Source organism: Actinoplanes awajinensis subsp. mycoplanecinus, assembly GCF_001509495.1.
GTDB classification, from domain to species: Bacteria; Actinomycetota; Actinomycetes; order Mycobacteriales; family Micromonosporaceae; genus Actinoplanes; species Actinoplanes palleronii.
Genome location: NZ_LLZH01000310.1, coordinates 73352 through 89336 on the forward strand (window position 1 = coordinate 73352; position 15985 = coordinate 89336).

Genomic DNA, 15985 nt, shown 5'->3' on the forward strand with positions numbered 1-15985 from the left:
CGTATGGGACGTTATGAGCTGATCGGGCGGCTCGGTGAAGGCGGCATGGGCACGGTCTATCTGGCCGTGGCCCCGCAGGGCCGCCGTGTCGCTGTGAAGGTCATCAAGGCGGGGCTGGCCGACGATCCGCAGTTCCGGCAGCGGTTCCGCAGCGAGGTCGAGCGGGCGCAAGCCGTGCCACCGTTCTGCACCGCCGAGGTCCTCGACGCCGACCCCGACCATCAGCAGCCGTACCTGGTCGTCGAGTACGTCGACGGTCCGAGCCTCGCCACGGTCGTCGCCGAGCAGGGGCCGCTGACCTCGCCCAACCTGCACAGTCTGGCCATCGGTGTGGCGACGGCTCTCACCGCGATCCACGGCGCCGGGGTCATCCACCGCGACCTCAAACCCGGCAACGTCCTGCTCGCCCCGGGCAGCCCGAAAGTGATCGACTTCGGGATCGCCCGCGCGGTCGAACAGGCCACCCAGCTCACCCGAGCCGGTCAAGTGCTCGGCACGGTGGCCTACATGGCTCCGGAACGCTTCGACGAAGACTCCGCCCGCTCCCTGACGCCGGCCGCCGACATCTTCGCCTGGGGCGCGGTGATCGCCTACGCCGGGACCGGCCGCAGCCCGTTCGCCGCCGACATGCCGCACATGGTCGCGGTCCGCATCATGACCATGCCACCGAACCTGGACGGGTTACCCGGATCGTTGCGGGACCTCGTCGAACAGGCCCTCGCCAAGGACCCGGCCGACCGGCCCACCGCCCGGGAACTGCTGGACCGGCTTCTGCACTCCGGCCCACAACGTGCGGGTGACGCCACGTCCGTCCTGAATCAGCGGCCGGCACTGCGAGAGGCGGTGGCCGACGCCCAAGCCGCCGACGACAGACATGCCGTGTCGGGCCCGGCGTCGGTGACGACCCGGTTCCATCCGCGGCCGGCCCCGGTCGAGGAAACCGGTCCCACGGTGGCCGCGCACGCTGGTGGTACACCCGGGTCCGAGACGACCAGATGGGTCGAGGCCCGGCCGCAAGCCGCAACGCCCAAGCCCCGGCAAGGACTCGGCCGGACAGCCTCCGTCGTGCTGGCCCTTACCGCGGTCGTCGCGGTGTCCCTGCTCGCGGGAATCGCCTCCGGCCTCATCCCGATCAACCGTGACGACACCCGCCAGGGCGCCTCCGGAGTGGCTTCCCCGCCGCCGGTTTCCCCGTCGAGCAAGGCGGAGACCACACCCGAAGGGGACTCGGCCGTCGCCGACCCGCTGACCGTTCAGAAGAACTGGCGGGTGGTGCAGGACACGGCGAACAAGGCATCCTGCTCATTCGACGGCGCTCTGGTGGTGACGAAGAAGTCGCCCGGGCCGTACCGCTGCCTCGGACCACGCCGAACCTTCCGCGACTTCACCGTCACGGTGACGACCCGACTGCTGACCGGGGACGGCTGCGCGGCGGTGTGGCTGCGCTTCGGCAAGTTCAGCGCGTCATCGGACGGGGAGGCAGGACACCTCTTGGCGGTCTGCGCCGACGGCTACCGCCTGATGAACCACGGCCTCGGCAAGGATGGCGACATGGCCGAACTGGCAAAGTTTCCCTACGCCGCACCGGTGGCGCACGACGAGCCGATCACCGTCGGCATCACCGCCAAGGGCGACGAGTTCACCTTCACCCACGACGGCAAAGAGCTAGGTACCTGGCAGGACTCCACCTTCACCGAGGGCCGTGTCGTCCTGGGGGTGCTCAACACCTCCGACCACCTTCCCGCATCGGTCTCCTTCAACGACATCGATATCCGAACCTGATCAGGTTGGTGTCTGCCTGCCGATCGACGGCGGACAGGAGATCCGTGCGAGGAACACCACGGGGCCCTGGACGCCGCACGCGGCGGGGATCCCGGCGGCCGGAGCTCCTCGGCCGCCGGCATGGATGCTCAGCGCGACGGGGTTGCGCCGTTCAGTAAGTATTGAGAGAGTCCGATGGTGTTGGCCATTCACCGAGGTGCGCCAGATTCGCGCGATCAACGGGGATGATCTATGTCGTATGGCCGGGCCGACGATCTCAGGCAACTCACCGAAGAGGGTGAGGGTCTGCTCCGTAGCGCGCACGTAGCGGCGCGGGCGGCGGCCACTCCCGGAGTGGACGAGTCCGGAGCCGTCACGGTGACGGTGGACACCGAGGGCCGGGTCGTCGCCGTCACGGTTGTCCCCGAGTGGCGGAACCGGCTCGATGCCGAGGGCCTGTCCGTCGCGGTGGTGGCCGCAGTGCAGGATGCGCTGCTGCGGCGCCTCGGCGCGTGGGGGCAGTCCTACAGCGAGGAGCAGGGCCCGGATCCCGGCCAGAAGAGTGCCCCGCCGGCGGGGGACCCGGGCGCCGATCGAAGCGCCGTCGCCCAACACATCGGGTTCGATCCGGACGGACTGCAGCAGCGCTTGCACGAGATCGCGAGCGGGCAGATGCCGGAGAGGCATCGGGTGGCGGCGTTGACCCGGCTCTTGGAGATCGTCGAGGCGATCGAACGCGGCATCGACGAGGTCTCCAGCGGGCTCCAAGCCACCCTGGGGGCGACCCACACGGGGCACAGCCCGCACCGCGAGGTCACGGTCACCATGACCGGTGGCGGTGAACTGACCGGTGTGCGGTTCGACCGTGCCTGGTTACGGCGAGCTCACGACGCGAACATCGGCCGGCAGGTCGCTGCTGCGTTCCGTGCCGCGTACGACGAGGTGGCCGCGCACGGGGTGGACCAGCTCGTCGCCAACAGTTCGCTCGGCGAGGCGCGGCGCGCCTTGCAGGATCCGTTCGAGCTGGCTCGGTCCATGCGGATAATTCGATAGCTGTCCGCCGGGTAGAACGGGGGAACTTTCATGACGTTGCAGGTGGCGCTGGAAGCGCTGCGATCCGACGCGGCACGCTGGGAACGCGTCGCTCAGGTCACCCATAATGCCTCCGCCGGCGCCCAGACATTGGGCTTGAGCCCCGTGCAGCTGTCCTGGGCCAGCCTCGAAACGGGGCTGTCGAACACCTACGACTCCTTGCTGGACAAGACGGTTCGTCTTCTTGATGAGGCGACCGACGTGTACCGCGACCTGGGTATCACGCTGGAGAGAGTCGCCTACGCCTACGAGACCAACGACGACAATGCCGCCAGGGACCTGCGAGGGGTGTGGGACATTCGTGAGTAGCACTTCTACCGTCGAGGCCGCACTGCTGGACAAGCTTCACTCGACGATGAATCGCGTCGAGTCGAAAACCACGGAACTGCACAATTCCATCGACGGAAAACTGCATTGGATTCCCGGCCCGCTGCGTAGCCCCATCGTTGCCGGTTGGAACAAGTTCTGCAGTCTCATGGACCGCATCTGGCAGAACTTCAACACCATGGTCTCCACCATGGGTTCACCAGGGCAGGTGTGGGACACCGCCGACGCCTGGAGCGACCGTGTCGGCGTCCCGGTGAGCAGCCAGGTGCAGACCGCCGAGACCGGCATGCTCAGCGTGGACGACAACTGGGATGGCGACGCAGCGGATGCCTACCGGCAGATGCTCCCGTTGCAGAAGACCGCGCTCGACAAGATCAAGTCAACGATCAGCGATGGCGTCTCGTCGGTCCTCAAAGACGTCGCCATGGGAATTCTCGTGTTCTGGGCAGGCCTGATCGCCGCGCTGCTGGCTTTGGTCGTGGGCTTGATCGGAGCGATCTGCTCCAGCGCCACGATCGTCGGCCTGCCCGCGGCACCGTTCATCGCCTCCGGAGCGGCTCTCATCTGCTCCGCCTCGATGATCACCGGCGCCGAGATCCTCAAGGGCGTCTGCTCGTCGGCCAACGCCACGCTACGCCAGAAGTTCGACAACACCGGGTTCCATGAGGGCCACTGGCCGCCGGCGGTCAAAACATGACCAGCCCACGTCCCGCAGCGCCCGGAAAGGCTCTCCTCGGGCTGCTTCTCGGCATCCTCGTGCTTGCCGAAGCCGGTCTGGCCGCACTCGGCGCCCTGGTGTGGAACGCCTATCACCGGCACAGCATCACCGCGGCGGAGGCCGCGTCCTTCACGGTCCTCGGCGTCAGCGCCGCCGCCGGCGCCGTCATCACGCTCCTCGCGCTGATCGCGGTCGTGCGCGGACGACACGGGCACCGGCTCGCCCGCGCCGCTGCAGGGCTGCACTTTGCACGGTTGCTCGGCCTGGTGGTTGCGACCGTTCTCATCGCTGGACAGCTCGGTATCGCCGCAGTAGCAGGGCTGACCGAGACCTTCGCCCTTGCCCTCGCGGGCGTCGAGGTACTTGGAGCGTTGTACGCGACGACCGTGGTCGCCCGCCGGACTCGTCCTACCTGAGAACCGTCGTCATCGCCAGATGTCGTCCCAATCCCAGGCCGGAGCGGGGCTGGCGTGCGGGCGTCGCCGGCCGGGTTGTCGACCACGACCTGACCAGCGGTGGGGTAGACGGTCGGCCGCCGAGGCCTCCGTTGACGCGTGCGCTGAGGGTGACGAACCCACGGGGCGGCGCGCTGTTGCTCAAGACGTACCCGATGGCGCCGCCGCCGCGCCGGTCGTTCGCCCCGGCTGGGCAGCATGCCGGTTGCAGCCCTCAGTGAGAGTCTGATCCTGCCGATGAACTGTCGTGCTGCCGCGAGGTTAGGGCGAGAGGAGAAATGGTGGGCGGGTCCGTGGTCGCGCGCCGGATCCGTTCGGTCGCGTTCCTGCTGGGGCTACTGGTTCTGCTGCTCAGTGTGGTGGCCAGTGTGCTGACCGCCAGGCAACGGCAGGTTGCGGCGCAGGACAGCACTCTGCACGTGACCCTGGGGCATCAGACTGAGGCGCTGGAGAACTACTTCGAGCGTGCCCGGGCGATCAACGCGGTGCTCGCCGACAATCCCGCGTTCACCGACTTCTACCGAGCGCCGGGCACGAACCGGCGGAAGATCGCGGCCGGAGGCCCGCTGCTGGACCGGGTCAACGGCGCTCTCGCGTACCTGGAGAAGCTGTTCCCCGGTCGTATCGGCGAGGCCTGCTTCATCGACAGTGACGGTTCGGAGATAGCGCGGGTCGTCGACGGTGTGCCGGCCGCGGCGGGTGACCTGTCGCAGGACGAGGCGGCCAACGCTTTCTTCGCCCCTACCCTCGCGCTCGGTGTAGGGCAGGTCTACCAGGCGCGCGAGTACGAATCGCCGGACACCCACAACGCTGTCATCTCGAACTCCACATCGGTGAAGGCCGCCGGGCACACCGGCATCGTGCACTACGAGATCGCCCTGGACAGCTTCCGGATGCGCACCGGATCCGACGGCATTGCCGCCTCGATCATCGACGCGAACACCGGCACGGTGCTCGTCGACAGCCGTACCGCCGTGATCGGTGACGATGACCCACTGACCGAGGTCGCTGCTGCCGACCAGGACCAGGGTGTGACGACCATCGGCGGGCGCCGGGTCGCCTTCCAGCGCGTTCTGGCCACTTCCGGCAACGCCAACGACTGGTATGTCGCGGTGTCCGCACCCGCGTTCGGGCTCGGCTGGACGCATGGGCTCGGCCTCGGCTCGCTGGCCCTGCTCGCCGGTGCGCTGCTTACCCTGCTGGTGTCAGGGATCAGCGGCTGGACCTATCGCCGGGCGATACGCCGTGCGGCCTCTTACGACCGGCTTACCGGCCTGGCGAACCGTGCCCTGCTCACCGAGCGCACCGAGACCGCCCTGCGTGGTGGCCAGCCGGTCGCTCTGCTGATGCTGGACCTGCAGAACTTCAAGGATGTCAACGACGTGCTCGGTCAGCGCCACGGCGACCTGCTGCTCACCCAGGTCGCCGGTCGGCTGTCCACCGTGGCACCAGCCGGTGCCACGGTCGCCCGCGTCGGCGCGGACGACTTCGCGATCCTGTTGCCCGGGCACGACCTCGATCAGGCCCGGGTCCAGGCCGAGCGGCTGCTCACGGACATACGTCGCGGATATCAGCTCGACGGCGTGAGCCTCGACGTGGACGCCAACGTCGGCCTGGCGAGCGGTCCCGAGCACGGCGTCGACGCGGAGACGCTGCTACGGCACGCGGACACCGCCATGCACCTGGCTGAGCATCACGGCGGCAATGTGCAGGAGTACGACCCAGCCGGGGACACCGGCGCGCCGCTGCGACTGGAACTGCTCGGAGACCTGCGTCGGGCGATCGAGTCCGGCGACCAGATCAGCCTGCACTACCAGCCCAAGATCGACCTGCAGAGCTGGCGAATCAGCGGTGTGGAGGCCCTGATCCGCTGGCAGCACCCGCAGCAGGGACGGATGGCGCCGGACTCGTTCATTCCGATTGCCGAGACGACCAGCCTGATTCGCCCGCTGACCACCCACGTGCTGGGCATGGCCGTACGCCAGGCCAAGGCTTGGCAGCAGGCCGGCCATCCGATCCCGGTCGCGGTCAACCTGTCCACCCGGTGCCTGCAAGACGTCGGTTTCGCCGGGCAGGTGCTCAGTCTGCTGCACGAGGCCGGGCTGCCGGCCGACCTATTGGAGCTCGAGATCACCGAGAGCATGGTGATGACCGACCCGGAACGGGCGCTGACCGTTCTGCAAGCCCTCCGGGCCGGCGGGATCCGGCTTTCCATCGACGATTTCGGCACCGGGCATTCGTCGATGGCGTACCTGCGGCGGCTGCCCGTCGACGAACTCAAGATCGACAAATCGTTCGTCCAGGAGATGACCGTCAGCCACGGCGGCTCCGTGCTGGTGCGCTCGGCGATCAGTCTCGGCCACAACCTAGGCCTGTCCGTGGTCGCTGAGGGCGTTGAGGATCAGGAGACTGCTGATGTCTTGCGTGAGCTGGGTTGCGACATTGCGCAGGGTTACCACTTTGCCCGCCCGATGCCGGCTGGCGACCTCGACCGGTGGATCATCGAACATCGCGCGGCTGCCGATAGGCGGGAGCAGGGCAAACCGATGATGTCGGTCTGAGAGGGCGGTTAGTTAAGTCTTGTGACTATCTATGCCCTGAGTCCGTTTGGAGATCGTTGGGCGGGTTCACGATACATAGTGATCACTCGATGGTGTGGACGATGAATATCGGTCACGACCGGTTGTCTCGCGGTGGGGTGGTGAATGTCGTTCCCAGTCTCGTGTTCAGGAGGCTGGCGACCGGTCCGGTGGGTCCAGTTCGCTCATGTGGGTGTGCATGGTCGAACGCAGGCGGCTGACGACGGAGTCGGTGCGTTCCAGGTCGGCGGCGGAGTAGTCGCCGAGCACCGTGCCGAGCAGCCGGCTGAGTGGTTCGTAGAACGCGGTGGCCGCGGCGTGGATGCCGGGTGTGGAGCGCAGCGTGACGACGCGTCGGTCGCGGTGCTCGTGGGTCCGCACGACATGGCCGGCTTTCTCGAGCCGGTTCAGCAGGATCGAGGTCGCGCCGGTGGTGAGGCCGATCCGTTCGGCGAGGTGTGCGGGTCTCAACGGCAGGCCCCGCCCCTCCGCGTTGATGATCTCCACTATCGCGACCGCGTCGGTGCCGTGCATGCGCGTGCTCCGGGCGAAGGCGCGCCCAGTTCGCTCTGTGCGGCGACCAGCTCACGAAGGCTTTCGATGACCTCGTGCACGCGCCGGTCCGCCTTGTCGTCGGTCACCGGACCGCCTGTCCCGCCCAGTTGCAAAATATCAGACTCGCAAAGTATCTTTGCCTCAAAGCTACTTTGGCGGAAAGTAGATAACGGAGGTGGGTTGCCATGGGCAGTACCGATGTCATCCGGGCGCAGGCGACCTCCCGGGACGGCACCCGGATCGGCTATCTACGCCGGGGCGCCGGACCCGGACTGGTTCTCATCCAGGGCGCGATGGGTACCGCCTACAACTACAACGACCTCGCTGCGGCCCTCGCGCCGAACTTCACCGTCTACACCCCGGATCGCCGCGGACGCGGCCTGAGCCCGAAGCCGTACGACGACAGCCATGACATCGCCCGTGACGTCGAGGACGTGGACGCGATGCTGACCGAGGCAGGCACTGGCTACCTGTTCGGCCTCAGCTCCGGCGCCATGATCACCCTGGAGGCGGCCAGAACTCTGCCCCGGGTCACCCGGGCCGCGATGTACGAACCGCCGTTCTACCGCGACGGCATCTGCCACGACGGCATCCGGCAGCTCGGCGCCGACATCGAACACGGCCGCCTGGCGGCCGCGCTGGCTGGTTCGCTGCGCACCGCCGGAACTGCCCCGGCCCCCTGAGAATGCTTCCCCGGCCCGTCGCGCGACTTCTGGCTGCCGCCGTGCTCAGCGCCGACAGCCGCCGGACCGGTCCGGCCCCGAAGCTTCGCGACCTGCTTCCCGGCATCCGCTACGACTTCAACGATGTCGGCGGCCTGGACGGCAAGATGGCCACCTTCGCATCCGTCGACAAGCCCATGCTGCTGCTCAGCGGCACGAAGAGCCCCGGCTTCCTCAAGCAGGCCATCCGCGACCTGGCCGGCGTCCTGCCCCGGGCGACGCACATCGAGTTTGACGGCCTCGACCATGCCGGTTCCTGGAACACCGGGCGCCCGGAGCTGGTCGCGGCCGCCCTGCGCGATTTCTTCCTCTGAGATCGGAAAACTGTACGCCTCAACCACATCAACCTCTGCGCGAGCGAGGTCACCGCACTTGCCGACGGCGGCGATCACACATACTCGACGTGCCCCGTGCCATCGATCTTTCATGAGTGAAGATCGATGGCACGGGCTGCACGTGTTCCAGCAGATCGCGGCGGCGTTACGCTCTCGCGTCACCGCGGCGAGTTGACTCCGGGTAACACGGGGGAAGTCGACGTGGTGTCGCTAGGCCGCCCGCGCGGATCAGTAGTAGGCGATGCCGCTGAAGTCGCGGTCGCGATTTCCAGTGGTGTAGTCCTCCGGCCAGAACACGATGTAGAAGTCCTGCTTCCCGGCGCTGTTGGCGATGATGTGCGCGCCCGTCTCGCCTCTGTACCAGCAGACCTCCTTACCGATCGTGGCGCCGGTGCTCGCATTCCTGAATTCGAGGCAGAGGCCGTCGCTGATGTTGTTCTGCAGGTTGACCTTGATGGCGCTCGTGTCGGTCTTGTGCCGCAGGGCACCCTGCCGCGCCGTGCCGTTGGTGTTAGTGGTGCCCGAGATGCTGTTGTTGCCGGCGGCGAGCGCCGCATCCGGCACCACGAACACGGCCGCAGCCATGGCTGCCGTGATAGCCGCAGTCGCTTCCAAGATGCGCTTCATGGCTTTCCCATCTGTGACATGGGCATCCCTCGCTGATCGACGTCTATCGGTCATCCGGGGACGCTGTTCCAGGATCGGCAGTCGCCACCGCGGGGCCAACGCCAATCTGTCCCCGTCCTGGTCAGATATGTCTACGGGGGACAGTTAGGTCGCTCTCCTCGCCCGGCCGGCGACCCTGCCGCCTGCCGGTCAGTGGCTGCTGAGTTCGACGCGCCCAGCGGCGGGTCAGTTCGGGCACCTGCTCACGAAGCGTCTGCCGCGGGCATGGCAGCGCGGCGCACACCAGCCGACGGACCCGAACGTGAACGGCTACTGCCCGTCCGCCGACCGGAAGATCGGCTGCCCACACCCCCGGGCAGGCCACCGCAGCCACCGAGGTTCCGAGCCACGATCTGCACCGTCGTTCCATGGTCAAGGACCTGATCGATGACCAGCGCAGACAAGCCGGGGAACACGGTTTTGATCAAATCGCGCGGGCGTCATGATCCCGCACGGCACCAGCCATACAGGACGCCGCCGCACCGTCCCGGCCGCGTCCCGCTCGGCGACGGGTGAGCCTCGGCAACCGCTCGCTGCCTCGGTCAGGGGCGTCCGTAGCACGGTGAGTTGATGATGACGGCGAACCCATCGGGCGAGGCGTTCTCGATGTCGAGCTTGTAACCGTCCGGCGTCTCGGCAGCCAGCACTGCGTTGTCGGCACCGACCGTGCGGTCGTCGGTGATCGTGTAGCCGTTGGCCTTCCAGTCCGTGCGGATCCGGTCGATGACCGCCAGGTGGGTGCCACTCGCGGGCGGCGGAAGGTTGAAGACGCCCTGGACGCTGTAGACCGTGTCGCTGTCTCGCCCCGTCGGGTCGCTGCAGGGGCCACCCTGGAACTTCGGGTTCTCCAGCACCGCGCCGGCAGTCGAAGCCATCGCCTCCGCATACTGTTGAATGGCGGCGTTCACGTCAGACTCTGCCTTGGTGCTCACGTCGCCTCCTGAGCAGGCGGACAAGATCAATACGGCAGCGACCATGCCGGCCGCTGCGAGGCGCGAGGTTCCTTTTCGGGTCATTGCCAGTTCTCCGGGGCTGTTCCGCTGGTGGTGGAGACCTTGTTGTAGATGCCTGCGAGCACTCGGGACCGGCGCGAAAGGCTCTCGCTGTTGTCATCCCAGCAGTCGGTGTGCCCTGCAGTATCCGCCTTGTTCTCGACGAATTCGAGCAAGGGCGGAGCTGTCCACCACCGAGTTGCCGGAATCCAGAGGGGCCCTGTCATTACCTGTTTCGGCAGACCCTCCCGCTCGCCCGATCCGCCCGCTTTGCTGGGTGACGTGACTACCGAGAAGGAACCCTCCGGCGCGCAGAAGATGTTCGGCGATTTCGCGCCTGCCCTCGTCGCCTACACCGACGACGTGCTGTTCGGGCAGGTGTGGGAGCGCCCGGAGCTGTCGAAGCGCGACCGCAGCCTGATCACCGTCGCGGCGTTGCTGACCGCCGGCAACACCGAACAGCTCACGTTCCACCTGGCCTTCGCCAAGCAGAACGGTCTCACCGAGACCGAGCTCAAGGACGCCATCACCCACCTGGCCTTCTACGCCGGCTGGCCCAAGGCGATGTCCGCGATGGCCGTCGCCAAGCAGGTCTTCGAGTCTTAGGAGGAATGTCGTGGAACTCCAGCACGTCAACGCCACCGTCAAGACGCCCGCGACCGCGTTCACCGGCGATGTCTACATGACCCCGATCGTCAGCGGCACCGGCCCGTCGCGGATGACCGTCGCGCTCGTCCGGTTCACCCCGGGCGCGCATACCAACTGGCACGCGCACGCCGTCGGGCAGACCCTGCACGTCGCCGAGGGCGTCGCCCTGGTCGGCACCCGTGACGGCCAGGTGGTCCGGGCCCGCGCCGGTGACACCGTGATCTGCCCGCCCGGCGAGGAGCACTGGCACGGCGCGCCCGAGGACACCTTCATGAGCCATCTCGCGATGCTCGAGGCCATGCCCGACGGCGGCGACCCGACCACCTGGCTCGAACCGGTCAGCGACGAGCTGTACCAGGCGGCCAACTCTTGACATCTCTCCCAGCTGAAGCAGGGGGGATTCCACCCTCGCGGGTTGACAACGACATCATCGAGAACGACACGCACGAGGTCGAGGGCGCCGTGCCACTGGTTCGAGTCCCCGGCGAAGGAGCCGCGGCTCGAGTACTGCCAGAAGGACCAGTTGGGTGCTCCCGCCGGCAGCGCGCCGGGGGTGCTCGCGTACCAGGCCAGCCACAGCGGCGAATTCCCCCAGAAGCCCGCGTAGTTGCCGGTGCACCTCTGCCACCAGTCGGTCGTGGTGTAGATGACCGGCCACCGGCCAGTACGGGCCTGGTACCGGTTCAGGAACGCGGCGATCCAGTTGCGCATGTCGGTCGTGGTCAACCCGTAGCAGGAGTTCGAGCCGGTGTACGGGTTGTACTCGATGTCGAGCGCACCGGGCAGTGTCTTGCCATCGGCGGACCAGCCGCCGCCGTGCCCGATGAAGAAGTCGGCCTGCGCCGAGCCGCTCGATCGGCTCGGAAGAGCAAAGTGGTACGCGCCGCGGATCATGCCGACGTTGTACGAGCCGTTGTACTGCTGCACGAAGTAGGGGTTCATGTAGGTGCCACCCTCGGTGGCCTTGACGTAGGCAATCCTGGAGCCGGCGTTCCACTGCGCCTGCCGGTTCACGTTCCCCTGATGGCTGGCGACATCTTGGCCGTACGTGACCGTGGCGGCGCTGGCGGGCGTCGCCACGGTGAGTCTCACCGCGAGGCATACGACCGTGATGACGCCGGCGAGTCGATATCGGGGTGCACAGAATCAACCTCCACGGTAGGTGATCCTTGAAGTGCAGCAGCAACATCGGGTTGGCGAAAAGCAAGAACGCGACACCCGCGAGTGACCCCCGATCAGGTGTCACCAGCGTCGGCGTAGGCGTGTTCAGCCGTCTCTGCCCGGCGTCCGCAGCCGGAGAAACTCAGCGAAGCGTCTCGGGAAGGGGCGTTTCCCGTGGTCTGCGGACCATCTTCAACACGTAATGGACCATGGTGAGGGTGACGTGACCGTGCATCGGCTGCGCTGTCACCCATTCGTGGATCTCCGCGGCGCCGTCGCCGGTCCGCAGGAGAGCGCGTTTCTCGATGAGGCGGAAATCGGGGCCGGTCAGGCCCTGCGGCGGTGAGCCGGAAGCCATGTCGGAACTGCGAATCACGTGGTGTTCCGGAGGAGTGATGTCTTCGCCGTCGACCATGGGTTCCTCCACGTCTCGCCGATCGTGGATCCAGGCTAGGACTGCTGCAGGCCGCGTGGGCATGACCGATGGCGGCGGTGACCTGACATGAATCAGGTCAGGTTTCGGCCAGGGGCGACGGGGTGCTTAGCTCTTGCCGGTGGCCCTGCATGTCGTCGTCGTCGACCCGCTTCCCCTGTACGGGATCGGAGCGGCGACCGTGCTGTCCGCCGCCGGCCATCGCGTGGACCGGGTGGCCGATGCGCTCGCCTGGCCTCGGACCAACGAGCGAGCCCTCGTACTCCTGACTCTTTCGTCCCGGTACGCGTGGGACGTCCTCGGCGAACTCAGTGGTGCCGGGGGATGCAAGGTGGTAGCCGTGGTCGACGAGGGCACGCACGCCGGTGTCCGGGCGGTCCGGGCCGGCGCCACATCGGTGCTGGCCCGGACCGCGGAACCGGAGGTGCTGCTGCGGACGGTGGAAGCTACGGCGTACGGTCAGTCCGTGCTCCCCACCGGGCTGCTTGCTGCCTTGACTGGTGCGTCGGCGGATGCGGTACGGCCGTCAGCAGAGCGGCTGTCCTGGTTGCGTCAGCTGTCGAACGGGACGACGGTGGCGGACCTGGCGCGTCAGGCCGGCTACTCCGAGCGCGCCATGTTCCGGCTGTTGAAGGCCCTCTATACCGACCTCGGGACGCGGACGCGCATGCAGGCGGTGATGCGGGCGCAGGAGCTCGGCTGGCTGCCCGGCGGGAACGGGTCCAGCGCGGGCTGAGTCAGGATGTGGTGCGCGGCGGGGTCGTCAGCATCGGCTCCATGACCGGCCGTAAGGAGCCCTCCGCCTGATCGTTCAGGTGACGGAGCAAGGCCAGGACGCGGTCGCGCCGGCCCTTCGCGCGTCGTTGGCTGTGCTGCTCCGCGGCGGTGAAGTCGTCGGTGGCCGGTTGGAGCACGTCCGGGTCGAACGAGACCTGGTCGTGCGCTACCACGGCGTCGAGCAGCAGGCCGCACCGGGCGAGACCTCGCATGGCGTAGGAGCCGAAGTCCTGGCCGTCCTCCCGGATCCGATCAGAGGCCTCCTCGAAAAGGGCCTTGAACAGCGGGCCGGCCGCCGAAGGCAGCAGCATCAGCTGTGTCACGACGGCGCGCAGAGCCAGCACCATCAGTTGCTGTCCCCGTCCGCGGTAGCGGTCGGCGTGCTCGATGTGCCGCAGCGCTTCGTCCAGGTCGCCGATGCGCAGCTGGGCCTGGCCCAGGGTGAGGCAGGCCGCGACGATGGCGCGGGGATCGCCGGCCTGCACTGCTCGTTCGGCGGCGTCGGTAGCAAGGTCGCGGGCCTTGCCGGTGTCGCCATGGGCGAGTGCGATCTCGGCCTGCAGGTCGAGGATGTTCCTGGTCCACCGGTGGTCGCTGTCGGGAGCGAGTCTGAGCAGGTCGGCCAGAGTGGTCTCCGCCTGGGACACCTGGCCGACGTCCAGCTGCCAGCCGACCAGCTCGGCGAGGATCCACGCCGACCGCTCGGGAGAGGAGTCACCGGCGACCGTGAGTGCCTCGTCCGCCCTGGCGAACGCCTGGGTGTACTGGCCCCAATGGCGGTGACACCTTGCCAGGCCGAACAGTGCGGCGGCCTTGAGTGCGGCCTCGCCGGGACCGGCGTGAGCGCGGACGAACTCATAGCTGTTGTACGCGGCCTGGGCCTGGTTCTTCTTCAGGTACAGGTTCGCCTGGTTGGCCAGGATTCGGCGCCGGAGCAGGGGATCGAAGGACTCCGCGAGTTTGAGCGCGATGCCGTAGGACCGATGTGCGTCGTCGAAACGGCCGAGGTCGCCGTAGATGTCGCCGAGTTCGTTCTCGTTGGCCATCTCCAGGAACGGCTCACCGGTCTGTCCGCGAATCCTTTCTCGCTGCGCCAGAAGGAGGAACTTCGCGTTCATGTCGCTCAGGCGATCGCTCAGCTTCTCGATCACCTCGTACGCGACGGTGTGCCGGCCGCTGTCGAGCAGCAACCGGACCCGGACGAAGGCGGGGCGCAGCTGGTCGATCGTGTGCGGCTCGCCTCCCTGGCGCTGCTGCATGCTCTCGTTCTGCCGGTGCTTCATCAGCTCGGCGGCCCGGCGCAGGAAACCGTCGTCGCGGGGCAGGAGCCAGCCGGGGTCCGCCACCGTCAGGTAGTACTGCTGGTCCTCGGTGGCACGGACCAGCGCGCTGGACTCCAGGGCCGCCAGGTCGGCTCGCACCATGCCTTCGTCGGGCGTGCCGGCGAGCACCGCCATCAGCCCGGCCATGTCGACCGGTGTGTCCAGGACGGCCAGCGCTGCGAGAATGTCGCGGCGCTGCGGGCTGATGCTTCTGGTCAGCAGGTCGGCGAGCGTCTGCGGGACGCGTCGCAGGTCTGTTTTGCCGATCGTCCTGACCAGGTCGGTAAGGCTGACCTGGCGTACCGCGTGGGTGATGGTGGCCGCGACCAGGCGGGCACAGTGCGGATTGCCCCGCAGCTGCCGATACAGCGTCACCTGGTCGGCGTCGGAGACCTCGTCGAGGCGAAGCCGCCCATCGACGTTCAGCCTCGCGAGCCATTGCGCGAAGGCGTCCTGGGGCAGCCGTCCCACGCCGATGGGTGGTTCCATATCGGGCCAGATGCCGTAGCCGCGAGCCTCCATCGGCCGGCGGCTGACCAGGATCACGGCCACCCTGTGGCCGGGCTCGGTCGCGAAGGTCTCCATCGCCTCGTCCAGCGGGAAATCAAGATGCCGGGGGCCGCCGGGCAGGCACAAGTTGTCCGCAGAGTCGATGACGATGACGATCCGGCGGTTCTCGCTTGCCTCCAGAGCAGCCCGGAGCTGGCCCGACAGCGTCTGGCCCGTTTCGAGTACGACGGGGCCGAAGCGGTCATTGGTGACGTCGGCGATCAGCTCCCGAACGTCGAGGCGACCCTGCGGCTCGATGGTGTGTGTGGCACAGACCCGGACGTCGCCGAGCTCCTTTTCGACGTGGGCGACAGTGACCTCCACGAGCCGTGACTTGCCGATGCCAGGCGGCCCGGTCACCGCGATGACGCCCCAGGGACCGTCGATCAGCCGCCTGCGCAACGACGCGAAGGTGCTGTCACGATCGAGCAGCGAAGGATCCCGCGGCAAAACCGGTGGCGTAGCCGGGCGCTGTGCCTGCTCGATGGCCTGCCTCAAGCTGGCGGCGGCATAGAAGACGCCCAGCGGGGTGAAGACGATACCGATGAGCCAGCCCAGTCTCTCGATCCAGGGCCACGCGCCATGATCGGGGTCGCCGAAGTAGGCGCCCCACCACCCGTAGCGGATCGCGAGGGCCACGAGCAGCGCCACCGCCGCGACGGAACAGGTGATGATCGTACGAAGCAGGGTCGTGCGCGACCACCGGACACCCATCTCGTCATCATGCCGATGCGCTGATTGCACGGTAAGTGTCCGGATTCGGGGCTGCTGTCACAACGGGCACGCGGGCACTGGACCGGTCCCCGCCGGCCGGTGCGGTCTGGCCGGCGGCGTGCGCCAGGGGGTCGGATTGACCTTTCGCCGCCTGCTGCTCGCCGGGGCGGTCGTGCGGA

The 15985-nt window shown here is 67.7% G+C and carries 16 protein-coding genes and 1 pseudogene; 11 read left to right on the forward strand and 6 right to left on the reverse strand.

Annotation, left to right across the window (positions count from 1 at the left end; genetic code table 11):
• Window positions 1–3 precede the first annotated feature (3 nt).
• From ADL15_RS39785 to ADL15_RS39810, 6 genes are all read left to right on the forward strand, one after another.
• Window positions 4–1782, forward strand: coding sequence for a serine/threonine protein kinase (locus tag ADL15_RS39785; RefSeq protein WP_232344847.1), 1779 nt, complete (start codon window positions 4–6; stop codon window positions 1780–1782).
• 231 nt (window positions 1783–2013) lie between these two features.
• Window positions 2014–2814: a YbaB/EbfC family nucleoid-associated protein gene (locus tag ADL15_RS39790; protein ID WP_067702958.1), complete on the forward strand. Its 801-nt coding sequence runs from the start codon at window positions 2014–2016 to the stop codon at window positions 2812–2814.
• Between the two features lie 30 nt (window positions 2815–2844).
• Window positions 2845–3162: a hypothetical protein gene (locus ADL15_RS39795; RefSeq protein ID WP_067702961.1), complete on the forward strand. Its 318-nt coding sequence runs from the start codon at window positions 2845–2847 to the stop codon at window positions 3160–3162.
• Complete coding sequence (locus tag ADL15_RS39800; RefSeq protein WP_157441889.1) at window positions 3155–3877, forward strand: hypothetical protein; 723 nt, start codon at window positions 3155–3157, stop codon at window positions 3875–3877. Before ADL15_RS39795 ends, ADL15_RS39800 begins: the two co-directional genes overlap by 8 nt.
• Window positions 3874–4314 carry a hypothetical protein gene (locus ADL15_RS39805; RefSeq protein WP_067702967.1) on the forward strand — a complete coding sequence of 147 codons (441 nt, stop codon included), beginning with the start codon at window positions 3874–3876 and terminating at the stop codon, window positions 4312–4314. The genes ADL15_RS39800 and ADL15_RS39805 overlap by 4 nt, the downstream gene beginning before the upstream one ends.
• Window positions 4315–4631: 317 nt before the next feature.
• Window positions 4632–6914, forward strand: coding sequence for a putative bifunctional diguanylate cyclase/phosphodiesterase (locus ADL15_RS39810; RefSeq protein WP_067702969.1), 2283 nt, complete (start codon window positions 4632–4634; stop codon window positions 6912–6914).
• A gap of 165 nt (window positions 6915–7079) precedes the next feature.
• Here the strand turns inward: ADL15_RS39810 and ADL15_RS39815 are convergent, their stop codons facing one another.
• Window positions 7080–7466 (reverse strand): MarR family winged helix-turn-helix transcriptional regulator, encoded by a 387-nt coding sequence (locus tag ADL15_RS39815; protein ID WP_157441890.1) that lies wholly within the window; start codon window positions 7464–7466, stop codon window positions 7080–7082.
• Window positions 7467–7672: 206 nt separating this feature from the next.
• Here ADL15_RS39815 and ADL15_RS39820 point away from each other — a divergent pair, with 206 nt between their 5' ends.
• Both ADL15_RS39820 and ADL15_RS39825 read left to right on the forward strand, forming a co-directional pair.
• Window positions 7673–8170: an alpha/beta fold hydrolase gene (locus tag ADL15_RS39820; protein WP_067702975.1), complete on the forward strand. Its 498-nt coding sequence runs from the start codon at window positions 7673–7675 to the stop codon at window positions 8168–8170.
• A 41-nt stretch (window positions 8171–8211) separates the two neighbouring features.
• Complete coding sequence (locus ADL15_RS39825; RefSeq protein ID WP_157441891.1) at window positions 8212–8523, forward strand: alpha/beta fold hydrolase; 312 nt, start codon at window positions 8212–8214, stop codon at window positions 8521–8523.
• Window positions 8524–8772: 249 nt separating this feature from the next.
• Here the strand turns inward: ADL15_RS39825 and ADL15_RS39830 are convergent, their stop codons facing one another.
• The gene (locus ADL15_RS39830; RefSeq protein ID WP_157441892.1) at window positions 8773–9171 is read right to left on the reverse strand and encodes a hypothetical protein; all 399 of its coding nucleotides are present in this window, start codon (window positions 9169–9171) and stop codon (window positions 8773–8775) included.
• 581 nt (window positions 9172–9752) lie between these two features.
• The gene (locus ADL15_RS39835) at window positions 9753–10142 is read right to left on the reverse strand and encodes a hypothetical protein (RefSeq protein ID WP_067702988.1); all 390 of its coding nucleotides are present in this window, start codon (window positions 10140–10142) and stop codon (window positions 9753–9755) included.
• A 342-nt stretch (window positions 10143–10484) separates the two neighbouring features.
• Here ADL15_RS39835 and ADL15_RS39840 point away from each other — a divergent pair, with 342 nt between their 5' ends.
• Together ADL15_RS39840 and ADL15_RS39845 are read left to right on the forward strand one after the other, a co-directional pair.
• Window positions 10485–10808 carry a carboxymuconolactone decarboxylase family protein gene (locus ADL15_RS39840; protein ID WP_067703107.1) on the forward strand — a complete coding sequence of 108 codons (324 nt, stop codon included), beginning with the start codon at window positions 10485–10487 and terminating at the stop codon, window positions 10806–10808.
• Between the two features lie 10 nt (window positions 10809–10818).
• Window positions 10819–11223 carry a (R)-mandelonitrile lyase gene (locus ADL15_RS39845; RefSeq protein ID WP_067702991.1) on the forward strand — a complete coding sequence of 135 codons (405 nt, stop codon included), beginning with the start codon at window positions 10819–10821 and terminating at the stop codon, window positions 11221–11223.
• A gap of 119 nt (window positions 11224–11342) precedes the next feature.
• Here the strand turns inward: ADL15_RS39845 and ADL15_RS52115 are convergent.
• Window positions 11343–11942 (reverse strand): annotated as a pseudogene (locus ADL15_RS52115) (GH25 family lysozyme); the annotation flags it as partial.
• Between the two features lie 211 nt (window positions 11943–12153).
• A complete protein-coding gene (locus tag ADL15_RS39850) occupies window positions 12154–12426 on the reverse strand; it encodes a hypothetical protein (protein WP_157441893.1) in 273 nt (90 codons plus the stop codon).
• 139 nt (window positions 12427–12565) lie between these two features.
• Between ADL15_RS39850 and ADL15_RS39855 the strand changes: the two genes are divergently transcribed.
• Complete coding sequence (locus ADL15_RS39855) at window positions 12566–13180, forward strand: response regulator transcription factor (RefSeq protein WP_198171209.1); 615 nt, start codon at window positions 12566–12568, stop codon at window positions 13178–13180.
• A gap of 1 nt (window position 13181) precedes the next feature.
• Here the strand turns inward: ADL15_RS39855 and ADL15_RS39860 are convergent, their stop codons facing one another.
• Complete coding sequence (locus ADL15_RS39860; RefSeq protein ID WP_157441894.1) at window positions 13182–15743, reverse strand: ATP-binding protein; 2562 nt, start codon at window positions 15741–15743, stop codon at window positions 13182–13184.
• Between the last annotated feature and the right edge of the window lie 242 nt (window positions 15744–15985).

Coding starts and splice junctions, on each gene's coding strand:
- ADL15_RS39785 (WP_232344847.1), top strand. CDS start 4: ATGGGACGTTATGAGCTGATCGGGCGGCTCGGTGAAGGCGGCATGGGC.
- ADL15_RS39790 (WP_067702958.1), top strand. CDS start 2,014: ATGTCGTATGGCCGGGCCGACGATCTCAGGCAACTCACCGAAGAGGGT.
- ADL15_RS39795 (WP_067702961.1), top strand. CDS start 2,845: ATGACGTTGCAGGTGGCGCTGGAAGCGCTGCGATCCGACGCGGCACGC.
- ADL15_RS39805 (WP_067702967.1), top strand. CDS start 3,874: ATGACCAGCCCACGTCCCGCAGCGCCCGGAAAGGCTCTCCTCGGGCTG.
- ADL15_RS39810 (WP_067702969.1), top strand. CDS start 4,632: ATGGTGGGCGGGTCCGTGGTCGCGCGCCGGATCCGTTCGGTCGCGTTC.
- ADL15_RS39815 (WP_157441890.1), bottom strand. CDS start 7,466: ATGCACGGCACCGACGCGGTCGCGATAGTGGAGATCATCAACGCGGAG.
- ADL15_RS39820 (WP_067702975.1), top strand. CDS start 7,673: ATGGGCAGTACCGATGTCATCCGGGCGCAGGCGACCTCCCGGGACGGC.
- ADL15_RS39830 (WP_157441892.1), bottom strand. CDS start 9,171: ATGAAGCGCATCTTGGAAGCGACTGCGGCTATCACGGCAGCCATGGCT.
- ADL15_RS39850 (WP_157441893.1), bottom strand. CDS start 12,426: ATGGTCGACGGCGAAGACATCACTCCTCCGGAACACCACGTGATTCGC.